The 24,886-nt window shown below is 70.9% G+C and carries 22 protein-coding genes and 2 tRNA genes; 10 read left to right on the top strand and 14 right to left on the bottom strand.

What is annotated here, in order from left to right; all coding sequences use genetic code 11:
• The 9 genes from K313_RS23640 to K313_RS0114395 form a co-directional block, all read right to left on the bottom strand.
• A partial coding sequence (locus tag K313_RS23640; protein ID WP_029212199.1) for a transposase occupies positions 1–259 on the bottom strand: 259 nt, incomplete at its 3' end.
• Between the two features lie 427 nt (positions 260–686).
• Positions 687–759: transfer RNA gene (locus K313_RS0114430), tRNA-Ala, on the bottom strand.
• Between the two features lie 26 nt (positions 760–785).
• Entirely contained in the window at positions 786–902 is a 117-nt protein-coding gene (locus K313_RS24570; protein WP_230082589.1) for a DLW-39 family protein, read from the bottom strand.
• 145 nt (positions 903–1,047) lie between these two features.
• Positions 1,048–1,124, bottom strand: a tRNA-Ile gene (locus K313_RS0114420).
• A 109-nt stretch (positions 1,125–1,233) separates the two neighbouring features.
• The gene (locus K313_RS21280) at positions 1,234–1,725 is read right to left on the bottom strand and encodes a DUF3566 domain-containing protein (protein WP_029212198.1); all 492 of its coding nucleotides are present in this window, start codon (positions 1,723–1,725) and stop codon (positions 1,234–1,236) included.
• On the bottom strand, positions 1,722–4,406 hold the full coding sequence (gene gyrA / locus K313_RS0114410) for a DNA gyrase subunit A (protein ID WP_029212197.1): 2,685 nt from the start codon (positions 4,404–4,406) through the stop codon (positions 1,722–1,724). Before gyrA ends, K313_RS21280 begins: the two co-directional genes overlap by 4 nt.
• Before the next feature lie 189 nt (positions 4,407–4,595).
• Positions 4,596–6,740 carry a DNA topoisomerase (ATP-hydrolyzing) subunit B gene (gyrB, locus tag K313_RS0114405; RefSeq protein ID WP_029212196.1) on the bottom strand — a complete coding sequence of 715 codons (2,145 nt, stop codon included), beginning with the start codon at positions 6,738–6,740 and terminating at the stop codon, positions 4,596–4,598.
• Positions 6,741–7,197: 457 nt separating this feature from the next.
• On the bottom strand, positions 7,198–9,012 hold the full coding sequence (locus K313_RS22535) for an FUSC family protein (protein WP_156911410.1): 1,815 nt from the start codon (positions 9,010–9,012) through the stop codon (positions 7,198–7,200).
• A 20-nt stretch (positions 9,013–9,032) separates the two neighbouring features.
• On the bottom strand, positions 9,033–9,431 hold the full coding sequence (locus tag K313_RS0114395; RefSeq protein ID WP_019285983.1) for a PaaI family thioesterase: 399 nt from the start codon (positions 9,429–9,431) through the stop codon (positions 9,033–9,035).
• 62 nt (positions 9,432–9,493) lie between these two features.
• Between K313_RS0114395 and K313_RS0114390 the strand changes: the two genes are divergently transcribed.
• Together K313_RS0114390 and K313_RS0114385 are read left to right on the top strand one after the other, a co-directional pair.
• Positions 9,494–9,877 carry a DoxX family protein gene (locus K313_RS0114390; RefSeq protein WP_029212195.1) on the top strand — a complete coding sequence of 128 codons (384 nt, stop codon included), beginning with the start codon at positions 9,494–9,496 and terminating at the stop codon, positions 9,875–9,877.
• A 50-nt stretch (positions 9,878–9,927) separates the two neighbouring features.
• Positions 9,928–10,659 (top strand): hypothetical protein, encoded by a 732-nt coding sequence (locus tag K313_RS0114385; protein WP_029212194.1) that lies wholly within the window; start codon positions 9,928–9,930, stop codon positions 10,657–10,659.
• Between the two features lie 10 nt (positions 10,660–10,669).
• On the opposite strand, the gene K313_RS0114380 is transcribed toward K313_RS0114385, so the two are convergent.
• The 5 genes from K313_RS0114380 to dnaA form a co-directional block, all read right to left on the bottom strand.
• Positions 10,670–11,287 carry a DciA family protein gene (locus K313_RS0114380; RefSeq protein ID WP_019285986.1) on the bottom strand — a complete coding sequence of 206 codons (618 nt, stop codon included), beginning with the start codon at positions 11,285–11,287 and terminating at the stop codon, positions 10,670–10,672.
• The gene (recF, locus tag K313_RS0114375) at positions 11,268–12,479 is read right to left on the bottom strand and encodes a DNA replication/repair protein RecF (protein WP_029212193.1); all 1,212 of its coding nucleotides are present in this window, start codon (positions 12,477–12,479) and stop codon (positions 11,268–11,270) included. The genes K313_RS0114380 and recF overlap by 20 nt, the downstream gene beginning before the upstream one ends.
• A gap of 1 nt (position 12,480) precedes the next feature.
• On the bottom strand, positions 12,481–13,485 hold the full coding sequence (gnd, locus tag K313_RS0114370; RefSeq protein ID WP_029212192.1) for a phosphogluconate dehydrogenase (NAD(+)-dependent, decarboxylating): 1,005 nt from the start codon (positions 13,483–13,485) through the stop codon (positions 12,481–12,483).
• A gap of 98 nt (positions 13,486–13,583) precedes the next feature.
• The gene (dnaN, locus tag K313_RS0114365) at positions 13,584–14,717 is read right to left on the bottom strand and encodes a DNA polymerase III subunit beta (RefSeq protein ID WP_029212191.1); all 1,134 of its coding nucleotides are present in this window, start codon (positions 14,715–14,717) and stop codon (positions 13,584–13,586) included.
• A 661-nt stretch (positions 14,718–15,378) separates the two neighbouring features.
• On the bottom strand, positions 15,379–17,043 hold the full coding sequence (gene dnaA, locus K313_RS0114360) for a chromosomal replication initiator protein DnaA (RefSeq protein ID WP_029212190.1): 1,665 nt from the start codon (positions 17,041–17,043) through the stop codon (positions 15,379–15,381).
• A gap of 545 nt (positions 17,044–17,588) precedes the next feature.
• Between dnaA and rpmH the strand changes: the two genes are divergently transcribed.
• The 8 genes from rpmH to K313_RS0114320 all read left to right on the top strand — a co-directional run bounded on the left by rpmH (position 17,589) and on the right by K313_RS0114320 (position 24,759).
• Positions 17,589–17,726, top strand: a complete 138-nt coding sequence (rpmH, locus tag K313_RS0114355; RefSeq protein ID WP_013885212.1) for a 50S ribosomal protein L34 — start codon at positions 17,589–17,591, stop codon at positions 17,724–17,726.
• A 13-nt stretch (positions 17,727–17,739) separates the two neighbouring features.
• Complete coding sequence (gene rnpA / locus K313_RS0114350; protein WP_029212189.1) at positions 17,740–18,099, top strand: ribonuclease P protein component; 360 nt, start codon at positions 17,740–17,742, stop codon at positions 18,097–18,099.
• Entirely contained in the window at positions 18,099–18,374 is a 276-nt protein-coding gene (gene yidD, locus K313_RS0114345; protein ID WP_029212188.1) for a membrane protein insertion efficiency factor YidD, read from the top strand. Before rnpA ends, yidD begins: the two co-directional genes overlap by 1 nt.
• Positions 18,375–18,440: 66 nt before the next feature.
• Positions 18,441–19,508 (top strand): membrane protein insertase YidC, encoded by a 1,068-nt coding sequence (gene yidC, locus K313_RS0114340; RefSeq protein WP_240483993.1) that lies wholly within the window; start codon positions 18,441–18,443, stop codon positions 19,506–19,508.
• Between the two features lie 100 nt (positions 19,509–19,608).
• A complete protein-coding gene (locus tag K313_RS0114335) occupies positions 19,609–20,298 on the top strand; it encodes a Jag family protein (protein WP_029212186.1) in 690 nt (229 codons plus the stop codon).
• The gene (gene rsmG / locus K313_RS21270; RefSeq protein WP_029212185.1) at positions 20,298–21,080 is read left to right on the top strand and encodes a 16S rRNA (guanine(527)-N(7))-methyltransferase RsmG; all 783 of its coding nucleotides are present in this window, start codon (positions 20,298–20,300) and stop codon (positions 21,078–21,080) included. The genes K313_RS0114335 and rsmG overlap by 1 nt, the downstream gene beginning before the upstream one ends.
• A gap of 1,556 nt (positions 21,081–22,636) precedes the next feature.
• Positions 22,637–23,632, top strand: a complete 996-nt coding sequence (locus K313_RS21265; protein ID WP_276203039.1) for a ParA family protein — start codon at positions 22,637–22,639, stop codon at positions 23,630–23,632.
• The gene (locus K313_RS0114320) at positions 23,629–24,759 is read left to right on the top strand and encodes a ParB/RepB/Spo0J family partition protein (RefSeq protein ID WP_029212183.1); all 1,131 of its coding nucleotides are present in this window, start codon (positions 23,629–23,631) and stop codon (positions 24,757–24,759) included. The genes K313_RS21265 and K313_RS0114320 overlap by 4 nt, the downstream gene beginning before the upstream one ends.
• The last annotated feature ends 127 nt before the right edge of the window (positions 24,760–24,886 follow it).

The following is a 24,886-nucleotide window of genomic DNA, read 5'->3' as shown; positions in this document are numbered from 1 at the left end:
GCAGCTCCCGGTTCTCCTTCTCCAGCTCAGCGATCCGGGCCACCGGGTCGTCGGTGACGACCACCGCCTGAGGCGAGCGGGACCCGGCGACCCCGCTGCGGAACCAGTTCCGCAGCGTCGCCCCCGGAATCCCCAGCTGGTCACCCACCTGCGTGCAGGCACGCTTGTGCGCCAACCCAGGACTCTCCTTCAACGTCTCCTCGACCATGCGCACGGCGCGCTCACGCAGCTCATCGCTGTACTTCCTCGGTGCGGGCATAACTCCAGCCTCCCTGAAGAGGTCAGAACCCTCCACCAAACCCGGGGCGGTTCACTGACCGTGCTCAAGCGCGAGCAGGACCGAATCGTCGCCGAACTCGACAAGGTGACCCGACGTATCGACGCCCACTTCGGCGACTACGCCGACGCCCGCGCCCACCTCGACGACGCCCTCGGACTGCTCGCCAACTGCGCCGACATCTACGCCCGCTGCGACGACACCAACCGGCGGCTATGCAACCAGGCGTTCTTCACGAAGGTCTACATCGACGAGGACAACGAGCTGCGCGTCGAGCACAACCGGCCCTTCGAAATGCTCCTCGATCCGCAGGTCAACGCCAACGCTCTGACCTGGGCCGCAGACGCACACAAGGCCCGAACCTCCACCAACGTTTCCGTTGGCAAGGGTTCGAGCCTTGTGCGTGGGGTGGAGCCTAGGGGACTCGAACCCCTAACCCCCTGCTTGCAAAGCAGGTGCGCTACCAATTGCGCCAAGGCCCCGGATGCGCCGCGAGGCGCTCGGCCGACTATACCGGCTTGGTGGCCTCGGCCCACAGCTCGTCCTCGGCCCGACGGCGACGCTCGCGCTCGGTGAGGGCGACGGCGGCGCCGACGGCGAGCAGACCGGCGATGATCTTGCGCATGACTACCTCCTGGGTCGGGGGCTCCAGCCTAGCCACCGTGACGATCCGGGGCGGCGGACAGGCGGGGCGGGCCGGCGGCGGTGCCTGGCGATCATGCTCGGACGACGAAAGGAGCCACCGTCTCGGGGACTGGTGGCTCCTCACGTGGTGGGCCTAACAGGACTTGAACCTGTGACCTCTTCCTTATCAGGGAAGCGCTCTAACCGTCTGAGCTATAGGCCCGCACCCGCCTCGAGGACCCCTTGACAAGGTGCTCGACGCGAGGAGTAACGCTACCGCATGCCCGGTGCTGCGGCCAAAACGGGCGGCCGTCTGCCAGGCTCGCGGCTCGTCAGTCGTCGGTCAGCGTCTGACGCACGCCGCCGACCAGGCCGGCGCAGATGTTGTAGAGGAACGCCGCCAGGGTGGCCAGCGCCGTCAGCAGCAGGATGTTGATGAACGCGATGACGATCGACAGGGACAGCACGCGGCTGAAGCCGACGTAGTCCATGAGGTCGAACTCCTTGCCCTGCGGCAGGAGCCCGAGCACCATCTCGTTGATCGACGAGAAGACGCCCATGCCGTTGAGGATCATCCACAGCACGGCGATCAGCACGACCCCCGCGATGCCCGCGGCCACCGACAGCAGGAACGCCAGCTTGAGCACCGACAGCGGGTCGACCCGCTGCACGCGGAGCTTGGCCTGCCGGCCGCTGCCCGTGCCCGAGCCCGCCGCCGGGACGGAACCGCCCGACGTGGTGCGGACGGGCTCGCGCACCGCCGTGTCGTTCACGGCGTCCATCGCCTGGGTGCGGTCGGATGCCGAGCTGCTCGAGCTGCTCACTGGTCGTCCTCCTGCGGGTCCTCGGCTGTGGTCGCGTCGCCGGACACGTCCGTCTCGTCGCTCTCCCCGGCCACGCTAGTGCCTGCGGACGGCTCCGTCGTGCTCGCAGCGCCGTCGCCGGCGCCCGTGTCGGTGCCGTCCGAGGCGCCGGCGCCCGGCATACCGGCGTCGTCACCACCCCCGGGGGCGGACTCGCCCGCGTCCTCGAGCTCCTCCTCCGCGGCGCGCTCGACGTTGCGGGCCACGGCCACGATGGCGTCGTTCTTGCCGGGGTTGGCAAAGGTCACGCCCTGCGTGTTGCGCCCGGTGTAGCGGACCTCGTCCACGCGGGAGCGCACGATCCGGCCCTTCTCCATGACGAGCATGACCTCGTCCTCCGGCGACACGACCAGCGCGCCGACGAGGTCGCCGCCACGGTCGGAGGCCTTGGCCACGAGCACCCCGAGCGTCGCGCGGCCCTTGACGGGGTACTCCGACGAGAGCGTCCGCTTGGCCAGGCCGTTCTCGAACACCACGAAGACGTCCGGGTCGGTGCCGTCCTCGATGACGTTCATCGCCAGCAGCGAGTCGCCGTCGCGGAACTTCATGCCCGTCACGCCCGAGGTCGAGCGACCCATCGGCCGCAGCGTGTCGTCGGTCGCCGTGAACCGCACCGACTGACCCTTGACCGACACGAGCAGCAGGTCGTCAGCCGCCGACGCCAGGGAGGCGCCCACGAGCTCGTCCCCGTCGCGCAGGTTGATCGCGATGAGGCCGCCGGAGCGGTTGGAGTCGTAGTCGTCCAGGCGGGACTTCTTGACCAGGCCGTTGCGGGTCGCGAGGACCAGGTAGGGGACGTTGATGTAGTCCTGGATCGCCAGGACCTGCGCGATCTTCTCCCCCGGCTGGAAGGCCATGAGGTTGGCGACGTGCTGACCCTTGGACTCGCGCGAGCCCTCCGGCAGCTCGTAGGCCTTGGCCCGGTAGACGCGACCGAGGTTGGTGAAGAACAGCAACCAGTGGTGCGTCGTCGTCGTGAAGAAGTGCTCCACGATGTCGTCACCCCGCAGCGAGGCGCCACGCACACCCTTGCCACCGCGGTGCTGCGAGCGGTACTCACGGGTGACGGTGCGCTTGGCGTAGCCGCCACGCGTGATGGTGACGACCACGTCCTCCTCGGGGATCAGGTCCTCCATGGACATGTCGCCGTCGTAGGGGACGATCTCGGTGCGGCGGGCGTCGCCATACTTGTCGACCAGCTCGCCGAGCTCGTCCTTGATGATCTGCCGCTGCCGCTCGGGCTTGGCCAGGATGTCGTTGAAGTCGTCGATCTTGGCCTGGAGCTCGTTGTGCTCGTCGATGATCTTCTGCCGCTCGAGGGCGGCGAGGCGACGCAGCTGCATGTCGAGGATCGCCATCGCCTGGATCTCGTCGATCTCCAGCAGGTCGATCAGCCCGTCACGCGCCACCTCGACCGTGCGCGAGGCGCGGATCAGGGCGATGACCTCGTCGAGGGCGTCGAGGGCCTTGAGCAGGCCGCGCAGGATGTGGATGCGCTCCTCGGCCTTGCGCAGGCGGTACTTCGTGCGGCGCACGATGACCTCGACCTGGTGCTCCACCCAGTAGCGGATGAACGCGCCGACCGGCAGCGTGCGCGGCACCCCGTCGACCAGCGCCAGCATGTTGGCGCCGAAGGACTGCTGCAGCTGCGTGTGCTTGTAGAGGTTGTTGAGCACGACCTTGGCCACGGCATCGCGCTTGAGCACGATCACGAGGCGCTGGCCGGTGCGGCCGGACGTCTCGTCACGGATGTCGGCGATGCCCTGCAGGCGGCCCTCCTTGGCGAGCTCGGCGATCTTGAGCGCCAGCGCGTCCGGGTTGACCTGGTACGGGAGCTCCGTGACGACCAGGCACTGCCGGCCCTGGATCTCCTCGACGTTGACGACCGCCCGCATGACGACCGACCCGCGACCCGTGCGGTAGGCGTCCTCGATGCCGCGACGGCCCAGGATCAGCGCGCCCGTGGGGAAGTCCGGGCCCTTGATGCGCTGCATGCACGCCTCGAGCAGGTCCTCGCGAGACGCCTCGGGGTGCTCGAGCAGCCACTCCACCGCGCTCGCGACCTCGCGCAGGTTGTGCGGCGGGATCTGGGTGGCCATGCCGACCGCGATGCCCGACGAGCCGTTGACCAGCAGGTTGGGGAACCGCGCCGGCAGGACCTCGGGCTCGCGGGTCTTGCCGTCGTAGTTGTCCTTGAAGTCGACGGTCTCCTCGTGGATGTCGCGCACCATCTCCATGGCGAGCGGCATCATGCGGCACTCGGTGTATCGCGGCGCGGCCGCGCCGTCGTTGCCCGGCGACCCGAAGTTGCCCTGCCCGTCGATCAGCGGGTAGCGCAGCGACCACGGCTGCACCAGCCGCACGATGGCGTCGTAGATCGCCGAGTCGCCGTGCGGGTGGTAGTGACCCATGACGTCACCGACGACGCGGGAGCACTTGTTGTAGCCCCGGTCGGGGCGGTAACCCCCGTCATACATGCCGTAGACGATGCGACGGTGCACGGGCTTGAGCCCGTCCCGCACGTCCGGGAGCGCGCGGCTGACGATGACGCTCATGGCGTACTCGATGTAGCTGCGCTGCATCTCGGAGTTCAGGTCGACCGGCTCGACCCGATCAACAGTAGGAGGAGTCTGCTCACTCATGCGTCAACGGCCTCTCGTCGGGCGAAGGTGCAAGAAGGGTGCTGGTGGTCACGAGCCGCAGGGAGACCGGCCCGGAGCGGAACGGCTGGGCGGCGGGCCGTGGAGGGCTTGGCGGGAGCCGCGAGGAACGAGCGGCGGATGGTAGGCCCGCCGCCCAGCAGTGAAGCTCCACCGTCGTCCTGCGCGAGATCACGCATCGAGGAACCGCACGTCCCGCGCGTTGCGCTGGATGAACGACCGCCGCGACTCGACGTCCTCGCCCATCAGCACGGAGAAGATCTCGTCCGCGGCGGCCGCGTCGTCGAGGGTGACCTGCAGGAGCACCCGGTGGTCGGGGTCCATCGTGGTCTCCCACAGCTCCTGGTAGTTCATCTCGCCGAGGCCCTTGTAGCGCTGGATGGGGGCGTCCTTGGGGAGCCGGCCACCGTTGGCCTGACCGGCGGCGACCATCTCGTCGCGCTGGCGGTCGCTGAACGCGAACTCGTGCTCGCGGTTGGACCACTTGAGGCGGTAGAGCGGGGGCTGGGCGAGGTAGACGTAGCCGGCCTCGATCAGCGGGCGCATGAAGCGGAACAGCAGCGTCAGCAGCAGCGTGCGGATGTGCATGCCGTCGACGTCGGCGTCGGCCATGAGCACGATCTTGTGGTAGCGCGCCCGGGTGATGTCGAAGTCCTCACCGACGCCGGTGCCGAAGCCGGAGATGAGGGCCTGGACCTCCTGGTTGGCGAGGACCTTGTCGATGCGGGCCTTCTCGACATTCAGGATCTTGCCGCGGATCGGGAGGATCGCCTGGTTGAAGGGGTTGCGGCCCTGGACGGCGGAGCCGCCGGCGGAGTCACCCTCGACGATGTAGACCTCGGAGACCGAGGGGTCCTTGGACTGGCAGTCCTTGAGCTTGCCGGGCAGGCCGCCGGACTCCATGAGCCCCTTGCGGCGGGTCGCCTCGCGGGCCTTGCGGGCGGCGATGCGCGCTGCGGACGCCTGCACGGCCTTGCGGACGATCTCGCGACCCTCGGTGGGGTGCCGCTCGAGCCAGTCGCCGAACCGGTCGGTCATCGCGCCCTGCACGAAGCCCTTGACCTCGGAGTTGCCGAGCTTGGTCTTGGTCTGGCCCTCGAACTGCGGCTCGCCGAGCTTGACCGAGATGACGGCGGTGAGGCCCTCGCGGATGTCGTCGCCGGTGAGGTTCTCGTCCTTGTCCTTGAGGAGGTTCTGCTTGCGCGCGAAGTCGTTGATCATGCGGGTCAGCGCGGCTCGGAAGCCCTCCTCGTGGGTGCCGCCCTCGTGGGTGTTGATGGTGTTGGCGTAGGTGTGGACCGACTCGGAGTAGGCGTTGGTCCACTGCATGGCGATCTCGACGGACAGGGACTTGCCCTGGTCCTCGAGCTCGAAGTCGATGATGTCGTCGTGCACGACGTCGGCACGCTTGGACGTGTTGAGGTGCTTGACGTAGTCGAGCAGGCCGTTGTCGTAGCGGTAGGTGACCGAGCGACCCTCGGCCTTGCCGGCCCCGTCCTTGGCGACCTCCTCCTGCGCGCCCTCGTCGGCGCCCTCGCCGGCCTCGGTCTCGACGCTGTCGACCGCGCCCATCTCCTCGGCCTCGAGGTCCGCGTCGGCGTCGGCCTGCGCCTGGGGGCGCTCGTCGGTGAGCACGATGGTCAGGCCCTTGTTGAGGAAGGCCATCTGCTGGAAGCGGGCCCGGATCGTCTCGAAGTCGTAGGTCGTCGTCTCGAAGATCTTGTCGTCGGCCCAGAAGGTGATGGTCGTGCCGTTGCGGTCCGACGCCTCCTCCTTGGCCAGGGGGGCGACGGGCTCGCCGTGGTCGAACTCGACGCGCCAGGCGTGGCCCAGCTGGTGGACCTCGGCGACCAGCCGGGTGGACAGGGCGTTGACCACCGACGAGCCCACGCCGTGCAGACCGCCGGACACCTTGTAGCCACCGCCGCCGAACTTGCCGCCGGCGTGCAGCTGGGTGAGGACGAGCTCGACGGTGCTCATGCCGTACTGCTCGTTCTTGCCGGTGGGGATGCCGCGCCCGTTGTCGACGACGCGCACCCCTCCGTCGGCGAGCAGGGTCACGTCGACGCGGTCGGCGAACCCCGCCATCGCCTCGTCCACGGCGTTGTCCACGATCTCCCACACGAGGTGGTGCAGACCGCGCTCACCGGTGGACCCGATGTACATGCCCGGGCGCTTGCGGACGGCCTCGAGCCCCTCCAGCACCTGGATCGAGCTGGCGTCGTAGTCGCCGCTGGGGGCCGGCGCCTGCTGGGCGAGGTCCTCGGCGAGCTTCTCGACGGCCTCGGGACCGGTGGGCTCCTCGACGTCGGCCACAGTGCTCCTCACAAACGATCGCGCGTATGCCGGGAACCTCCCGCACGACCCTGCCCCGTCGATGCGGGGAAGGGTCACGCCCTCGGCCGCGTCATGCGCGTGCCGTGATGAGGCCGGACACCGGTCGCCACCTTGGCTGACCGTCCGTCAGTCTATCGGTCGCGGGAGGTAAAACACGCCTCCTGAGGCCCTGGAAGCCATGTCGGCGGAAATTTTGCGCCATCTGCATGGTCCCCCTCACGGACGGGGTCGCGAGAGGCCCCTGTGGGCCGCCATCTCCGCCCCGCCCACGGCTCTCGCCTCGCCTCGCCTTGGTCAGCGACGGCACCCGGATCCCACGTCACCCTGCCCGCCATTGGTCACCAATGATCCTTTGGATCGTTCACATATCCCCGTGGAGCGTCATTGGTGACCAATGGCGCGAGCCGGGGCGGGAGAGGGTGGGGGCAGGGGGGCGTCAGCGGAGGCTCAGCACGAGCTCCTCGACCTCACGCACGTCGCGCTCGATGGCCTCGGCGGGGCGCGGCGTGGTGACGGGGTCGGCCATGATCCGCTCCAGCGGGCCCCGCGCCCGGTCGAAGGCCGCGTGCGCCCGGCGGATGTCCGGGTGCCAGCACGCCCCGAGCACGAGATAGCCGAGCGCGGCCAGCGAGCGCTCCATCCGGTGATAGGGACCGACGGCGTCGCGGCTGTCGGCCAGCGCTCGTCGGGCGACGACGTCGGACTCGAGCAGCTCGTAGTAGAGGTTGCGTCTGTGGTCCAGCGCGTCCCGCGTCTCGAGGGCGCCGGCGGCGAGGTCCACCATGACGCGCTCGGTCGCGACGACGACCCGCCGGGCGTGCGCTCGCAGCACGACCTCCGGCGCCCGTCGACCCGTCGCCCAGAGCACGAGCAGGGCGCACGCCACGCCGACGAGCGTGTCGACCAGGCGGTCCGCCACCACCGAGGACACGGGCTCGCCCGGGGCGGACGCCATACCGATGGTGAGGGCGAGCGGGGTGATCACGACCACGGCGAGCGCGTAGTTGCGCGTGATGAGCAGCTCCACGACCAGCTGCATGCCGGCCACGACGACCACCAGCCACCAGCCCTGCGGGTCCAGCGCCAGCAGCCCCGCAAAGATCAGGAGCCCGACCAGCGTCCCGAGGGTGCGATGCACGCCGCGGACGGTCTGGACCTCGCGGGTGCCGCCCTGGTGCAGGACCAGCGCGGCGAAGCAGACGGCCCAGTAGACGTGGCCCTGGTGCAGGACGTGCGCGACCAGACCGGCGAACGTGGTGGCCAGACCCACGCGCAGCACCATGAGCAGCACCTCTGACGGCCATCGCGCCGCCTCCCGCAGCAGGTAGCCCGCACCGGGTCGACCGAGGGCGGTGTCGCGCAGCTGCTCGGCGTCGACGGCCGCATCGACGAGTGGCTCCTGCTCGCCGCTCCGGACGTCGTGATCGGCGGCCTCGTCGTCCACCGATCCCCACGGTCGGGGCTCGACGCCCAGCCGGGCCCCGGCCAGGCGTGCGCTCGCGGCGGCATAGGTGAGCTGGGCGCGCTCCAGGCGCTCCACCAGCCGTGGGGGCCGACCACCGTCGGTGACGGCGGTCCAGGCCCGGTGCAGCGCGCCCGAGGCGCTCGCTCGCAGCGCCTCGAGGTCGCCGTCGTCGTCCTTGCCGGGCTCTGGGGCCGGGTCAGCCGGGTCCTGGGGGACACCGGCGGCAAACGCCCGTATGGCGCCCTCCGCCGCCTCGGTCGCCCGCTGCTCGGCCCGGTGCGGCGCCACGAGCAGGTCCGCCATGCCGATCACCCACGCCGACACCGCTCCGGCGAAGGTCAGCGCCACCACGCTCCAGGGAGCCGCGCCGTGGGTGACCGCGAGATTGCCCACGCCCAGCACCAGGACGAAGAAGTAGGAGCCGGGTGGCCCGACCTTGAGCGCCACGCACACGAACGCCGCGACCATCGCCACCACCACGAGCACCGCGACCGTCACGACGGGGTGGCCCGCCGTCATCGCCCCCAGCGCCACCGCCCCGGTCAGGCCGAGGGCGGCCAGCGCCATGACCCGGGCCCGGAAGCGGCCGGGCGCGGTGGCGCCATACAGGATGGTGAAGACCCCGAGGCTCGCCACGAGACCGAGGGACAGGTGCCCGGCCAGCTGCCCGACGGACAGGGGCACCGCCATGGCCACGGCGGCCTTGACCGCGACCGGCCATCGCGGCGGTGAGGGGTTGAGGCGCAGGATCGTGCGCGTGTGGCGGCGCAGGCTGGGAGAGCTCATCGCCACCATCATCCCGCGCGTCAGTCCCCGTCGGTCACGTCGATCACCGAGAACGTGGCGACGCCGTGGGCGATGGCCTTGTCGTCCTCGGCGCGGACCACGTCGCCCTCGACCATGACGAGCGATCCTCCCTGCTTGCGGACCTCGGCGCTGGCGAGCAGCTCCTCGCCGACCTTGGCCCCGGAGAGGAAGGTCACGGTGAGCGAGACGGTCACGGCGCTCTTGCCGTCGGGCAGGTCGGAGCGAACGGCGTCGCCCATGACGGAGTCGAGGAGGGTGCCGAGCAGCCCGCCGTGCACGCCGCCGTTGACGTTGCTGTGCTCGTCGGTGGGCGTGACGCGCAGCCCGGCGTCGTCACCGGGACGGTCCGTGGCCGAGGGGTCGCTGCCGGTGACGCCGAGAGTGTCGAGGAAGGTCATTCTCGTGACTTGCCCCCGCCCAGGGCTCCTGAGACCTCGGGCGAGGACCTAGGGTCTGCCGTATGACGCCCGACGCCGCCTCCCACGCCCCCCGAACGACGCTCGCCCTGGTCGGCCTGCTGACCGTCGCGGGGGTCCAGCACTTCCGCAAGCCGCGCCCCTTCGACTCGATCGTGCCGCCGGCGCTGCCCGGGCCGGCTCGGTGGTACACCTACGGCTCCGGCGTGGCGGAGCTCGCCACCGCGGCGCTGCTGGCGGTGCCGCAGACCCGCCGGCTGGGTGGCGCGGCGGCGACGGCGCTGTTCGTCGCGGTGTTCCCGGCCAACGTGCAGATGGCGTGGAACTGGCGGCGCAAGCCGGCCAAGCTGCAGGCCATCGCCTACGGCCGGCTGCCACTGCAGGGCCTGCTCGTCGCGGGGTCGGAGCACGTGCGCAAGCACGGGTGACGCATCCTGTCGTCTGTCCTGTCGTCTGACTAGTCGTCTACCGTGAAGGCATGGATCGTCGTCTCGCCCTCGCAGCCCTCGCCTCCTCGATCGCCCTGGTGACCGCCTGCTCGGGCGGCTCCGGCGCCGCGACGACCTCCACCACCGCCTCCACCACCGCCTCTCCCAGTTCCGCATCCGCCTCGGCGTCGGGGTCAGGGACGTCGAGCGGCGCGACGAGCACCGCCAGCACCGCCAGCACCCCCGCCGCAGCCGTCGCCCTCCCCAAGGGTCACCAGTGGTTGACGGTGCCCGCGCTCGGCACCCGCCTCGCCATCCCCACGACCTGGAAGGCCCTGGACGTCGCCACCCTGCGCGACCAGAAGGGGACGCCTGCCTACGCCAAGGCCGCGGCGGACCTCGGCTACACCGAGACGGAGCTCACGAGTCTCGTGTCGTCCGGGGCGTTCGCGATCGCGGTGGGGCCCAACACCGGGGAGACGGCGCCCAACCTGCTGATCCGCGCCATCGGCGGGGGAACCTTCGAGGACGGCGACCAGCTCACCTCCGGCACCCGCGGCGAGACCGGCACCCTCGACGCCCAGAGCAAGCCGCAGACCGCGGTGGGGCCGGGCGTGCGCGGCGACTACCACGCCACCGTCGACGGCACCGTCCTGCACGGCTCCCAGCTCGCGGTCACCAGCCAGGGCCAGCAGGACGTGATCGCGATCGGCGCGGCCGACGCCGCCACGGTCAAGAAGGTCATGGACGTCGTCGTCGCGACCTACTCGACCGCCCCCTGAGGTCAGTGGCTCAGCCGTAGGTGTCCCGCGGGCCCCGCCCGTCCGTGGCGCGTCGGCGCCCGTGCCCCCACCGCGGGGCGCTCGGCCCGACGACCCGCAGCTCCTCCACGACCCCCTCGCCCACCTCGGCCGACAACCGCCCGAGGATCGTCGACGCCATGAGCCGCAGCTGGGTGGCCCACGCCGTCGACGACGCCCGCACCGTCAGCACCCCCTCGTCGAAGGTCACCGGCTCGCTGTGCTCCGCCACGTCGGACCCCACGACCTGCGGCCAGCGCCCCATCACCGACCCGACCTTGACGTCCGACTGCCAGCCCCGGCCGGCCACCAGGCGCTCGAGGGTGTCCCCGAGCAGGAGCGGGTCTCGTCCGTCGACCTCGGCGGCCGAGCCGCTCAGCATCACCTCCGACGGACGGCGACGTCGCTTGGCCATCGAGCCGGGGCGCAGGCCCTTGCCCTTGGCCACCGTCCGGGCCCGCAGCAGCGCGGCGGACGCTGCCGTTCTGGCCGCGTCCGGGTCCAGGCGGGGGTCCGGCTCGTCGGCGTGATCGTCCCGCTCGGCCGCACGGCCCGCGGCGTCGTCGGGCGGGGCCCCGTCATACGGCTGGTCAGGAGGCTGGCTGCTCAACGGGGTTCACCTCCCCGCGTTTCACGTGGAACCGCGCACTCTCGCCGAGCTCGGACGGGATGTCGTCACCGACTGCCGCGGTGATGAGCACCTGCTCGCAGTCCGCCACGAGACCGGCGAGCCGCGAGCGTCGTCCGGCGTCGAGCTCGGCGAAGACGTCGTCGAGGATCAGGACCGGGTCCTCGCGCAGGTCCGTGCGGAGCAGCTGGAAGGCCGCGAGCCTCAGCCCGAGCGCGAAGGACCAGGACTCGCCGTGGGAGGCGTAGCCCTTGGCCGGCAGGTCTCCGAGCCCCAGGACGAGGTCGTCGCGGTGCGGCCCGACCAGCGTGATCCCGCGCTCGACCTCCTGGTCCCGGACCCGGGCCAGCGAGTCCACGATCAGCTCGGCGAGCTCGGGGATCTCGGGCACCTCGCCCTCGGCGAGGCGAGCGGCCGCCTCCTCGTGCAGGGACGAGCGATAGGTGACCCGTGCGTCGGACTGTCCCGCGCTCACCTCGTCATAGGCCTGCGCCAGATAGGGGCCGAGGTCGCGCAGCAGGCGCAGCCGGGCATAGAGCAGGCTCGACCCGACCTGCGCGAGGTGCTGGTCCCACACGTCCAGGGTGTGCAGGGCGCTCGCACGGGAGTCCTCCACCGGTGCTTGGTCGTATGCCGATCGCCGGCGCGAGCCCTTGCGCAGGACCGGTGCGGCGGACTTGAGCAGGGCGTTGCGCTGCTTGACGACCTTGTCGTAGTCGGCGCGGACCCCGGCCCAGCGGGGTTGGCGCTGGACGAGCAGGTCGTCGAGGAAGCGCCGGCGCTCGGAGGGGTCCCCCTTGACCAGGGCGAGGTCCTCGGGGGCGAAGAGCACCGTCCGCAGCGACCCCAGCACCTCCCGGGTGCGGGTCACGGGGGAGCGGTTGAGCTTGGCCCGGTTGGCCCGGCCGGGGGTGATCTCGAGCTCGATCAGCGTCTCGCGGCCGTCCCGCACGACCACGCCGCGCACGATCGCCTCCTCGGCGCCATGACGCACGAGGGGCGCGTCCTGCGCGACCCGGTGCGAGCCCAGCGTCGCGAGGTAGCCGATGGCCTCGACCAGGTTGGTCTTGCCCTGGCCGTTCAGGCCCTCGAAGGTCGTGACACCCGGTCCCAGCGGCAGCTCCGCGGTCTCGTAGCTGCGGAAGCTGCCGAGGGACAGGTGCCGGACGTACACCTCAGTGCTGCTGCAGGTCCTGGGTGCCGGACTCGTCCCCGCCACCCTGACGGCCCTCGGCCTTGGCGCCCGTGTCGTCGCCCTTCACCTCGGCGCCGTGGTGGACGTCGGACTTGGGTGTGCCCTCGAGCATCTGCACGGCGTGACCGCCGAACTGGCCGCGCAGCGCGGCGACGGCCTGCATGGCGGGGGAGTTCTCCTGGCGCGACTGGAAGCGCGCGAACAGCGAGGCGGCGAGCACCGGCATGGGGACGGCGAGCTCGATGGCCTCCTCGAGGGTCCAGCGACCCTCGCCGGAGTCCGTCGTGAACTCGCTGATGCCCTCGAGGTCGGGGGTCTCCTCGAGCGCCTTGACCATGAGGTCGAGCAGCCAGGACCGCACCACGGTGCCGCGGGTCCACGCCTTGAAGCAGCCCTCGACGTCCTCGACGATGTCCTTGGCCATGAGCAGCTCGAAGCCCTCGGCGTACGCGTGCATCAGGCCGTACTCGATGCCGTTGTGCACCATCTTGGCGTAGTGGCCGGCGCCGACCTTGCCCGCGTGGACGAAGCCCTCCTCGCGCGGGCCCTCGGGGCGCAGCGCGTCGAAGATCGGCATCGCGCGCTCGACGAGCTCGTCGCCGCCGCCGCACATCAGGCCGTAGCCGTTGTCCTTGCCCCAGATGCCGCCCGAGACGCCGCAGTCGAGGTAGCCGATGCCCTGGCCGGCCAGCAGCTCGGCGTTGACGGCGTCGTCGGTGAACTTGCTGTTGCCGCCGTCGATCACGAGGTCGCCCTCGTCGAGAACCTCGGACAGCTGCTTGATCGTCTCGCGGGTGGGGTCACCGGCGGGGACCATGACCCACACGGTGCGCGGTGCCTCGAGCCTGCCCACCAGGTCCTCGAGGGAGGTGGCGTCGCTGACGTCGGGGTTGCGGTCGTAGCCGACGACCTCGTGCCCGGCCGCACGGATGCGGTCGCGCATGTTGCCGCCCATCTTGCCGAGGCCGATGAGTCCGAGCTGCATGGGAGAACCTTTCCTGGCGCGGTGGGCGCCGACGAGGAGGTCGGGGCTGGTGGGGTGCGGTGGTGATCGGTCAGGGGTGGCAGGTCAGGGGTGGCAGGTCAGGCGGGGAAGCGGACCGGCATCAGGACGTAGCGATAGCTCATGTCCGGCTCGGCGTCGGCGTCGGCCTGGCCGACGAGCACGGCCGGGCGGCTGGGCTGGGTGAACTGCAGGCGGCAGTGCGAGGTGCCGAGGGCTCCGAGGCCGTCGAGCAGGAAGTGCGGGTTGAAGCCGATCTCGAGCTCCGGGCCGGTCATCGTGCACGGCACCGCCTCGCTGGCCTGCGCGTCGTCGCCGGCGCCGGCCTCGATGGCGAGCTGTCCGTCGGTGAAGCGCAGCCGCACCGGGGTGTTGCGCTCGGCGACCAGGGCGACGCGCTTGACGGCCTCGACCAGCGCCGCCGTCTCGACGACGGCCTCGCTGTCGACCGAGGACGGAAAGATCGACGTGACCTTGGGGTACTCGCCGTCGAGCAGGCGGGTCGTCGTGCGGCGGGTGCCGGCCTCGAAGCCGACCAGGCCGTCGCCGCCGGCCGCGTCACCCAAGGCGATCTCGACCGAGCCGGACGCACCGAGGGATTTCGCGGTGTCGGAGAGCAGGCGCGCCGGGATCAGCGCGACGTGGGCGGTGCCGGGCGCGGACGGGCTCCAGGTGAGCTCGCGCATCGCCAGGCGGTAGCGGTCGGTCGCCAGCAGCGTCATCTTGTCGTCGTCGATCTCGACGCGGACGCCGGTGAGGATCGGCAGGGTGTCGCCGCGGTCGGCCGCCACGTGCACCTGGGCCACGGCCTGGGTGAAGGTCGTGCCGTCGATCGAGCCGCTGGGCTCCGGGCTGCTGGGCAGGGTGGGGTAGTCGCTGACCGGCATCTGCAGGAGCGCGAAGCGGCTGGAGCCGCAGGTGAGCTGGACCTTGGAGCCGTCGGTGGCGAGCTCGGCCGGCTTGGCGGGCAGGTTGCGGCAGATGTCGGCGAGCAGGCGGCCGTTGACCAGGGCGGACCCGGCCTCGGTGACCTCGGCCGCGATGGTGAGCCGGGCGGAGATCTCGTAGTCGAAGGCCGACAGCGTGACGGTGTCGTCGTCCTTGGCCTCGATCAGGACACCGGCCAGCACCGGGGTGGGCGGGCGGTTGGGCAGTGCGCGGGCCACCCAGGTGACCGCCTCGGTGAGGACCTCACGCTCGAGTCGGAACTTCACCGTCGGTCACTCCTCATCGCTTGCTCCTGCTCTCCACTCGGACCGCACACGCGTCCAGTCCCGCACGACAGTAGTGCAACGACCGCCGCGACGTGTAGTTCTCCCCAGCCTGTCCCGTGCCCCTCCTGGCCTGGCGTTCGCATCGCTCGACGGACGCTCGCTCGACCCTCGTCCCCAGATGTACGCGGGGCGGATCGATCCAGGTGAATAGGTCTCATCGTTGTCATAGGGCCTGTGGACGCTGTGGACAACTCCCGTCCTCGCACGTCAGGGCCCGGACGAGCCTGTGTACTCCTTGTGGAGCGATCGGTGGACACACAACGTTGCCTGGGGACGACGGCGGGTCGTCCACAACCCGTCCACCGACGATGCCCGCTCGTCCCCAGGTGGGGTGGGGGGTTATGCCCGAGTTATCCACCGACGGCCCACAGGGCGTCCGGACCTGCCCGACATCACCCGGGTCAACACGGCCAGCGATCATCCACAGGGTTTTCCACAGCTGGGGATAGGCCGAGCGAGTGATCTTCTGGGACCGGGGGGATTGACGCTGAGTAACACTTGTCGCTATATGCGTCACGATGCACAGGTCTGTGGACAACCCTGTGGACAGCCAGCTCCGCGGGATCCTCGCGGGCAGAGGGCGTCGGGCGGGACGCCCGTGTCAGCTGGGGTTGGACTTGATCCGGTTGGTCAGCTCGGTGACCTGGTTGTAGATCGCGCGACGCTCGCTCATGAGCTCACGGATCTTGCGGTCGGCGTGCATGACCGTGGTGTGGTCGCGGCCGCCGAACTGCTGGCCGATCTTGGGCAGGGACAGGTCGGTCAGCTCGCGGCAGAGGTACATCGCGATCTGGCGGGCCGTCACGAGCACCCGCGACCGGGAGGTGCCGCACAGGTCGTCGACCGTGAGACCGAAGTAGGACGCGGTCTGGGCCATGATCGTCGCGGGCGTGATCTGGTTGGTCTGGTCCGCGGGGATCAGGTCCTTGAGGACGACCTCGGCCAGGGTCATGTCGACGCCCTGGTGGTTGAGGCTCGCGAAGGCGGTGACGCGGATCAGGGCGCCCTCGAGCTCGCGGATGTTGGTCGAGATCTTGCTGGCGATGAACTCCAGCACGTCGTCCGGAGCCGTCATGCGCTCCTGGACGGCCTTCTTGCGCAGGATCGCGATGCGTGTCTCGAGGTCCGGGGGCTGCACGTCGGTCAGCAGGCCCCACTCGAACCTGCTGCGCATGCGCTCCTCGAAGCCGGACAGCAGCTTGGGCGCCACGTCGCTGGTGATCACGACCTGCTTGTTGGCGTTGTGCAGCGTGTTGAAGGTGTGGAAGAACTCCTCCTGCGTCTGCACCTTGCCCTGCAGGAACTGGATGTCGTCGATCAGCAGGAAGTCGATGTCGCGGTAGCGCCGCTGGAAGTCGCTCGCCTTGTTGGCGCCGATCGAGTTGATGAAGTCGTTGGTGAACTCCTCGGAGTTCACGTACTTCACGCGGACGTTCGGATAGATCTGCTGGGCGTAGTGCCCGATCGCGTGGAGCAGGTGCGTCTTGCCCAGTCCCGAGCCGCCGTAGATGAACAGCGGGTTGTAGGCCTTGGCCGGCGCCTCGGCGACCGCGATGGCGGCGGCGTGGGCGAACCTGTTGCTGGACCCGATGACGAAGGTGTCGAAGGTGTACTTGGGGTTGAGCTTGGCGTCGCGGCCGTCCTCCGGCACGAACGGCTTGCGGAACATCTCGCGGATCCCGTCGCCCTCGGCGAGCAGCTCGCGGTCGTCGTCCGCGTCGTCGTCCTGAGCAGGCCGTATGCCGGGGGCGTGGCCCGGACCGCCGTCATGACGGGCGGGGTCGGCATACGGCCGCTCCCCACCGAACGAGGCGTCCGTGGACACCGGTCGCGGCACGCGCTCGTCGCGCACCAGGCGGGGTCCGTAGGTCGAGCGCGGGTCCGAGCCACCCCGTTCGCCGTCGTGGCGCACCGGGTCGGACGACGTCACGACGTGCGGCACCTCGCCGGGCGAGCCGGGGCGCTGGGTGCTGTCGTCGCGGTCCTCCGCCTCGGACAGCTCCAGCGAGCTGTCGACGGTGACCGCGAGGCGCACGTCCCGGCCGAGCTGCTCCTGCAGCGCCGCGACCAGCTCGGTGCGGATGCGCTTCTCGACGATGTCGCGGGTGTAGTCGTTGGGGACCGCGATCAGCGCGGTGCCCTCGAGGAGACCGACGAGCCGGCTGAGCCGCAGGAAGCCGCGGTGCTGGGCGGAGATGCCGCCGGACTCGAGGGCGCGCAGCGTGTCTCGCCATACGCGGGGGACGTCCACCTGCGCGTCGGTCACGAAGTGCCTCGTTTCACGGTCTGCTGCTCGGCTGCGTGCCTGCTGGCACGACCTGTGGACGACGGGGCGTCCTGGCTGTGGATGACGCTGGATCGACGCTGGTGACGCCGTGGTCCACACCTTTGTCCACAGGCTGTGGACAAGAGCATAGACAAGCGGGGCCGCGCCGACCGTGCCACCACGCTAACAACCCCCGTGTCTCGCCACAAAGGGAGCGGAGGGCCGAGAAGGTGAATGCCGACGCCCCCTCACGGCGTGTCGACGGATCCCGTCCCAGGCCATCGCCCATGCTGGGGGCGTCGGCTGCCCGCCTCGGGCCCCACCGTCGTGCGCGCCGGGGACGTGCAGCCGCGGCGGTTTGACCGCCCTCGACCGGCTGACGTACCTTGGAGGAAGGTCGGTTCGCGCCGACCCGTTTTGCATGCCGGTTGGCACCCGCTCGTCCGTCTCGTCATCGCGGGGCCGCGACCCGTCAGGCGTGCAGACCACCCGCCCAACGGGTCCACCACGAGTGGACCGCCCGACACCGTCAACGGAGTTGTCCCGTGAGCAAGCGCACCTTCCAGCCGAACAACCGTCGTCGCGCCAAGACGCACGGCTTCCGCCTCCGCATGCGCACCCGCGCCGGCCGCGCCATCCTGGCTGCCCGCCGTCGCAAGGGCCGCTCCGAGCTGTCCGCCTGAGAGCCGACCTCCCGTGCTGTCGGAGCAGCACCGCCTGCGCGACAGCGCGGACTTCGCCTCGACGGTGCGCGGACGGACGTCCGTGCGATCGGGCAGCCCGCTGCTCGTGGTGCACACCCACCTGACCGACTCGCGTGCGGCCCAGCCGCCGCGGGTCGGTCTCGTCGTGTCCAAGGCCGTCGGCGGCGCCGTCGTGCGCAACCGCACCAAGCGTCGGCTGCGGCACGCGATGCGTGACCGGGTGGAGACACTGCCCCGCGGCCTGGACGTGGTCGTCCGGGCCAACCCCCCGGCTGCCGAGGCGGACCACGCCCGGCTGGCCGCCGAGCTCGACCGGCTCCTCGCCCGCTGCCTGGCCAAGGTGCGTCCCTGATGGCCCCGGCGTGGCACTCCGAGTGGCGGCGGCGCCCGCTCAAGGCCCTGGCCCTCGGTCTCATCCGCTTCTACCAGCTGTGGATCTCGCCGCTGACCCCGCCGTCGTGCCGGTTCTATCCCAGCTGCTCCGCCTACGCCATGACCGCGGTCCAGCGCTTCGGCCCGATCAAGGGCAGCTGGCTCGCCGCGCGGCGGCTCGGGCGGTGCCATCCGTGGAACCCGGGCGGCGTCGACCACGTTCCCGAGAAGGACCCCCCTCCAGCCACCCTCTGATGTCGCCTCGCGCGTGACCGCGGCCGGCCGACGACAGGGCAGACTGGACCCAGACCTGCACCACCCATGGCGGACGACCGCCTGAGCACAGAGGACGAGATGGACTTCATCAACATCTTGCTGCGGCCGATCGAGATCGCCGTCGCCTGGATCATGTACGGCTTCCACCAGCTGTTCACGACCATCGGCATGGACCCCGAGGGCGGTCTCACGTGGGGGCTGTCCATCGTCGGGCTCGTGGTGGTCATCCGGATCCTGATCACGCCGCTGTTCATCAAGCAGCTGCACGCCTCGCGCAAGATGACGCTGATCCAGCCCGAGCTGCAGAAGATCCAGGCGAAGTACAAGGGCAAGACCGACCCTGAGTCCCGTCAGAAGATGACGGAAGAGACGATGGCGCTCTACAAGGACTCGGGCACCAACCCCTTCTCGTCCTGCATGCCCATCCTGCTGCAGATGCCGATCTTCTTCGCGCTGTTCAACGTGCTCAACGGGCTGGGGTCGATCGCGAGCGGGGCACGGGACGCGGTCGGGCCGATCACGGCGTCCGTCGCCCAGCAGGCCGAGCTGTCGACCTTTGCCGGCGTGCAGCTGTCGGACAAGTTCGTCGGCAGCGAGGACCTGGCGGCCAAGGCCATCACGGTGGCGCTGATCGTCCTGATGTCGATCACGCAGTTCACCTCGCAGCACCAGGCGATGACCAAGAACATGCCGGCGTCCGCCATGGACAACCCGATGTTCAAGCAGCAGAAGATCCTGCTCTACATCATGCCGGTCATCTTCGCCGTCTCGGGCATCAACTTCCCCATCGGTGTCCTCATCTACTGGCTGGTCACCAACCTGTGGTCGATGGGCCAGCAGTTCTACACCATCGGTCGTATGCCGACCCCCGGCTCCCCGGCCTACGAGCGTCTCGAGGCCAAGCGCAAGGCCCAGGGCAAGCCCATGCCGGGCGCCAGCAGCATGACCCGTGGCACCAGCGCCGCCGCCACCGACACCGTGGAGGGCGAGGTCACCTCTCCCCGACCGAGCGGGCAGCGCGTGCAGCCCAAGCGCAAGGGACGCAAGGGCACCGGTCCTGCAGGCGGGACCGCCGGAGGAGCCTCCCGGGCCACCTCGGAGGGCACGGACTGACCGCGAGGTCACCGGCCGCCAGCGCACCCACCAGCACCGACCGGCGCCTCCGGGACGACCCTCGTCCTACCGCCGGCCACGATGAGAAAGGCTGACCGCAATGAACACGAGCACCACCGAGGGCGTCGAGCCACAGACGGACGGCACCCCTGACCAGAAGGCCCAGTCTGTCTCTGGCACCCAGACCGAGCAGGCCGAGCAGCGGGAGCAGGAGCAGGACCAGGGCCAGGGCTCGGACCAGGAGCAGGGCCAGGACGCGGACACGGACACGGACCGGACCGAGGACCAGGGCCGCGAGCCCGGGCGCCGGTCCGGGGGCCGGGTCGCCCTGCTGGAGCGCGAGGGCGAGGTCGCAGCCGACTTCCTCGAGACGCTGCTGGACATCGCTGACCTGGACGGCGACATCGACGTCGACGTGGACGGCGACCGTGCGTCCGTGGCGATCGTGGACTCCGACGAGGGCCGTGTCCCGCGCCGCCTGGTCGGCGACCAGGGCAAGGTCCTCGAGGCACTGCAGGAGCTCACGCGCCTCGCGGTGCAGGCCGAGACGGGCGAGCGCAGCCGCCTGATGCTGGACGTGGCGGGGCACCGCGCCTCGCGTCGTGACGAGCTCGTCGAGCTCGCCCGTGACGCTGTGCGCGAGGTCAAGGAGTCCGGCGAGGAGAAGGCCCTGGAGCCGATGACCGCGTTCGAGCGCAAGGTCGTCCACGACGAGGTCCTCGCGGCCGGGCTGAGCTCGGAGTCCGAGGGCACGGAGCCCCGGCGTCACGTCGTGGTCCTTCCGGCCTGATGACGCCCCAGCGCGACCAGCACGACCAGACTGACCACGACGGCGCCGCTCCCGACCCGGGGGCGGCGCTGCCGCATGTGCCGGCCGCGGCCGAGGTCGTCTTCGGCGACCGCCTCCCGCTGGCGCAGGTGTTCGTCGAGGCCCTGGCCACCACCGGGGTGGCCCACGGCCTCATCGGCCCCCGTGAGATCCCCCGGCTGTGGGAGCGGCACGTGCTCAACTGCGCTGTCGTGGCAGAGCTCGTCCCCCGGGGCGCCTCGATCGTCGACGTGGGGTCGGGTGCCGGGCTGCCGGGGCTCGCCCTGGCGCTCGCCTGCCCGGCCAGCGAGGTGCACCTCGTCGAGCCACGGCGTCGGGCGACCGACTGGCTCACGGCCACCGCCTCCGCCGTCGGTCTCGACAACGTCGTCGTCCACCAGGGCCGGGCCCAGGACGTCGTCGGCACCGTCGTCGCCCCGGTCGCGACGGCCCGCGCGGTGACCCGCATCGGCCAGCTGGCGCAGTGGTGCGCCCCACTCACGTCGGCCGGCGGGACCCTGCTGGCGCTGAAGGGCGTGAGCGTGGTCACCGAGCTCGAGGAGGACTCTGCGGCGCTGCGAGCGGCGCACGTGGTCGACCACGAGATCGTGAGCTGCGGTGCCGAGATCCTCGAGACGCCCACGACCGTCGCCCGCCTGTACCTGGCGGACGACCACGAGCCGGGGATCGCGATCGTGCCCGAGGGCTCCGGCCCGCGGCGTGGGCGGGCCGGCAAGGGACGTCGCCGGAGGTCCGGCTCCTAGCCCGGGATCGGCCCGCCGGTCACGAACGGCGCCGCGGCGTCGGCCTTGCACCTCGGTGGTTTGGCCGCACGGTCTGGTCGTCCGTTCCCCGTCTCGTCGTGCGATCCCCGTCTCGAGGTGCAGATCCAGACGGGGCATGGCAGCCCATACCGTCACTGGCACACCAGACGGAACATTGAACCGCGAGGCCCTCGCTGGAATCCAGGGGGTTGCCGCGGATCCTGTTTCGCGTGAAACAGACGTCGTCCGCGTGGGACACGGGCTGGTGGACGACTGGGGTCTGAGGGACCGGTAGAGGACTGGCCCACACGTTCGTGCCTGTTTCACGTGAAACCGTCCTCCCACCGATCCGGACAAAGGGCACGGCGCCGCGCGGTGACGCCTGGCGAGGCTCGTCCGAGGGGACGTCTAGAGTGGGCGCTTGGCATCGTCGAGCGGCATGAGGAGTAGGTGTGAGCGTCACGACCGGGTTGGGTTGGCCTGACCTGCAGCTGTTGGCAGGTGGTGGTTCGGGGCTGGGTTGGCCGTCACCTGTTTCACGTGAAACGGCGCGCGTCGAGGCGCACGATCCCGCGAACGTCGGGCTCCGCGAGCTGGCCGTGGCGGGGGATGACGGCGCCGACGTCACGGAGATCCTTTCGGCCAGAGGGGTCCCCGAGGCTGAAGCCGGGCCTGATGAGGGCATAGGTGACGGCCTGGGTTCTGGGGTCCGCGGCACTGAGTTCGTCGGTACTGAGCCCGTCGGCGCTGACTCCGCCGGCACCGCGCTGAGCGGCGCTGAGCTGAGCGGCGCCGTGCTGGCCGGCGCCGTGCTGCCCGGCGCCGTGCTGCCCGGCGCCGTGCGCACCGGCACTGAGCTGGCCGGCACTGAGGTCCGCGAGGCGACCGAGGGGGTGCGGTCCACGGGGCCGGCCAACGAGGGCGCCGATCCGGCTGTCGGGGCTGACGTCGATGGCGATGGTGTTGAGGGCGGGGAGATGGCCGAGGCCGCGCCGGACGAGCCGTCGCTCGTACCCGCCGGCTCTGACCGCTCGACCGATGCCGGGGAGGCGCTCGGGGCGATGGCGGCCACCGAGGAGGCCCGCGCCCACGGCATGGAGAGCTCCGAGGGGGAGCTGAACGGGGTCGAGACCGCACCCTCGAGGCCGTCGGCCCCGCCTGGCGAGGGGCTCGGTGATGGCCTGGGGTCGGTGGCGCAGACCTGGAGCCAGGACCTCCCGGGCAAGGACTACCAGCCCGAGCAGCGCTTGCGGGCCAGCCGCGCAAGGGGCGCCGAGGCCGCCGCGAACGCCGACGTGCAGAGCCGCTTCCTGGGGGCCGCCCCCCACGACGACCGAAAGAGCCGCCTCGCGTCGGCGTGGGAGGAGCCGGCGAGCCGGCAGGTGGCGGATGCCGCCCTCTTCGGCAACACGGCTGTGGCTGCTCGGGACGAGCTCGCCGAGGTGGCCGCCGCCGTCACGAGCGACGACCCTGTTTCACGTGAAACGGGCAACGAGAGCGGCGATGTCGACGTCGTGGAGACCTTCCGTCAGCAGGAAGACAAGGACCAGGACGCCATGACCGACCTTCAGGCCACGCCCATGACGGCATCCGTCGGCGCGCCGGCCCCCGCTGTCACCCCGGTGCCCTCCGCTGCCCCCGCCACGGCAGCCCCAGACGCAGCCGCTCGCGCGAGCGCGCCGGCCCCGGCGACCACGCCCGCCGGCCGCGCGCAGACCGAGGGCGAGGCCCTCCCGGCACCGCGGCGCACCCGCGTGATGACCGTGGCCAACCAGAAGGGTGGCGTCGGCAAGACGACGACCACGGTCAACGTCGCCGCAGCCCTCGCCAAGGCTGGCCTCCGTGTGCTGGTCCTGGACCTGGACCCCCAGGGCAATGCCTCGACCGCGCTCGGCATCCCGCACCATGCCGAGGTACCCAGCGTCTACGACGTCCTCGTCGACGGTGCGCCGATGCGCGACGTCGTCCAGTCGTGCCCCGACGTGCCCAACCTGCTGTGCGCTCCCGCCACGATCGACCTCGCCGGCGCCGAGATCGAGCTCGTCTCCCTCGTCGCGCGCGAGATGCGCCTCGGTCGCGCCCTGACCGCCTACCTGCGGGACCAGGAGGACCGCGACGAGCGGATCGACTACGTGCTCATCGACTGCCCGCCCAGCCTGGGGCTCCTCACGATCAACGCCTTCGTGGCGGCCGAGGAGGTCTTCATCCCGATCCAGTGCGAGTACTACGCGCTTGAGGGGCTGTCGCAGCTGCTCAAGAACATCGAGCTGATCAAGGCGCACCTCAACCCGTCGCTGCACGTCTCGACGATCCTGCTGACGATGTATGACGGGCGCACCCGGCTCTCGGCGCAGGTCGCCGACGAGGTGCGCCGCCACTTCGGGCAGCAGGTCATCCGGTCGACGGTCCCGCGCTCGGTGCGGATCTCGGAGGCACCCAGCCACGGGCAGACCGTCATGACCTATGACCCGACGAGCAGTGGTGCTCTGTCCTATGCCGCCGCGGCGGTCGAGATCGCACGGCAGGGTGCCGGCGAGGGAGGTATCCGATGAGTGAGAAGCGACGCGGCCTCGGACGCGGCCTCGGGGCGCTGATCCCGCAGGCTCCTGCCGGGGACCGCCCGATCGACGTCTTCTTCCGCGATGCCGAGCCGGCGAAGCCCGCCACGGACGTGGCCACCGCCGACTCGGTGACGCCGGAGCAGCAGCCCCCCAGCCCCCTCGGTGACGACCTGCGCGGCCTCGGCTACGGTCGACGACCGCTCGACGCGGGGCTCATCGCCTCGGTCACCTCCGAGCGGGCGATGGCGTCCGAGGGCGGGCTCCAGCAGGTCCCCGGCGCGACCTACGCCGAGGTGCCGGTCGACGCGATCCAGCCCAACGCCAAGCAGCCGCGCACCGTCTTCGACGAGGACGACATGGCCGAGCTGGTGCACAGCGTCACCGAGCTGGGCGTCCTGCAGCCCATCGTCGTGCGTCCCCTGCGCGGGGCACCCTCGGCAGACCACCCGCAGGCCGAGTACGAGCTGATCATGGGCGAGCGTCGCTGGCGGGCGACGCAGCGGGCGGGGCTCGCCACCGTGCCCGCGATCGTCCGCAACACCGACGACGACGAGATGCTCCGGCACGCCCTGCTGGAGAATCTCCACCGCTCCGAGCTCAACCCCCTCGAGGAGGCCGCCGCCTACCAGCAGCTGCTCGAGGACTTCGGCTGCACGCACGACGAGCTGGCGGGCAAGCTGGGGCGTTCACGTCCCCAGATCTCCAACACGATCCGCCTGCTCCGGCTCCCGCCCCTGGTCGCCCGCCGCGTCGCCGCGGGCGTCCTCAGCGCCGGTCACGCACGGGCGCTGCTGGGCCTCGACGACGCCGCTGCGATGGAGCGGCTGGCCCAGCGCATCGTCGCCGAGGGCCTGTCGGTGCGCTCGGTCGAGGAGATCGTCTCGCTCGGCGGCGACGGGTCGTCCGAGCCCACGCCGCGGGCGCCGCGCACCCACGAGCCGCAGCCCGAGCTCGACGAGGTCGCCACGTCCCTGTCCGACCGCTTCGACACCCGCGTCCAGGTCACCATGGGGCGCCGCAAGGGCAAGCTCACGGTCGAGTTCGCCTCGGTCGACGACCTCCAGCGGATCCTTGCCCTGATGGGTCAGGAGGGCGGGCTGGACTCGTCCGGGGTCTGACCCGCCGGCCCACACCCCCAAGCGGCCCCGCCGTGGGGATGCATGAGCGTCGGTGGGCCGAACGCCCGCCGTCTCGCACCAGGTGCGCGACGGCGGGCGCTCTAGTCCGGGCTAGCGGGCGCTAAGT

The organism is Arsenicicoccus bolidensis DSM 15745 (genome assembly GCF_000426385.1).
Taxonomy (GTDB): Bacteria; Actinomycetota; Actinomycetes; order Actinomycetales; family Dermatophilaceae; genus Arsenicicoccus; species Arsenicicoccus bolidensis.
This window is presented reverse-complemented; position numbering and strand designations above follow the sequence as displayed.

What these genes read in the sequence shown, in the direction of transcription:
- K313_RS24570 (WP_230082589.1), bottom strand. Translation starts at nt 902, where the DNA reads ATGCGCAAGATCATCGCCGGTCTGCTCGCCGTCGGCGCCGCCGTCGCC.
- gyrA (WP_029212197.1), bottom strand. Translation starts at nt 4,406, where the DNA reads ATGAGTGAGCAGACTCCTCCTACTGTTGATCGGGTCGAGCCGGTCGAC.
- K313_RS22535 (WP_156911410.1), bottom strand. Translation starts at nt 9,012, where the DNA reads ATGAGCTCTCCCAGCCTGCGCCGCCACACGCGCACGATCCTGCGCCTC.
- K313_RS0114395 (WP_019285983.1), bottom strand. Translation starts at nt 9,431, where the DNA reads ATGACCTTCCTCGACACTCTCGGCGTCACCGGCAGCGACCCCTCGGCC.
- K313_RS0114390 (WP_029212195.1), top strand. Translation starts at nt 9,494, where the DNA reads ATGACGCCCGACGCCGCCTCCCACGCCCCCCGAACGACGCTCGCCCTG.
- K313_RS0114385 (WP_029212194.1), top strand. Translation starts at nt 9,928, where the DNA reads ATGGATCGTCGTCTCGCCCTCGCAGCCCTCGCCTCCTCGATCGCCCTG.
- gnd (WP_029212192.1), bottom strand. Translation starts at nt 13,485, where the DNA reads ATGCAGCTCGGACTCATCGGCCTCGGCAAGATGGGCGGCAACATGCGC.
- yidD (WP_029212188.1), top strand. Translation starts at nt 18,099, where the DNA reads ATGGCCCCGGCGTGGCACTCCGAGTGGCGGCGGCGCCCGCTCAAGGCC.
- yidC (WP_240483993.1), top strand. Translation starts at nt 18,441, where the DNA reads ATGGCGGACGACCGCCTGAGCACAGAGGACGAGATGGACTTCATCAAC.
- K313_RS0114335 (WP_029212186.1), top strand. Translation starts at nt 19,609, where the DNA reads ATGAACACGAGCACCACCGAGGGCGTCGAGCCACAGACGGACGGCACC.
- rsmG (WP_029212185.1), top strand. Translation starts at nt 20,298, where the DNA reads ATGACGCCCCAGCGCGACCAGCACGACCAGACTGACCACGACGGCGCC.
- K313_RS21265 (WP_276203039.1), top strand. Translation starts at nt 22,637, where the DNA reads ATGACCGACCTTCAGGCCACGCCCATGACGGCATCCGTCGGCGCGCCG.
- K313_RS0114320 (WP_029212183.1), top strand. Translation starts at nt 23,629, where the DNA reads ATGAGTGAGAAGCGACGCGGCCTCGGACGCGGCCTCGGGGCGCTGATC.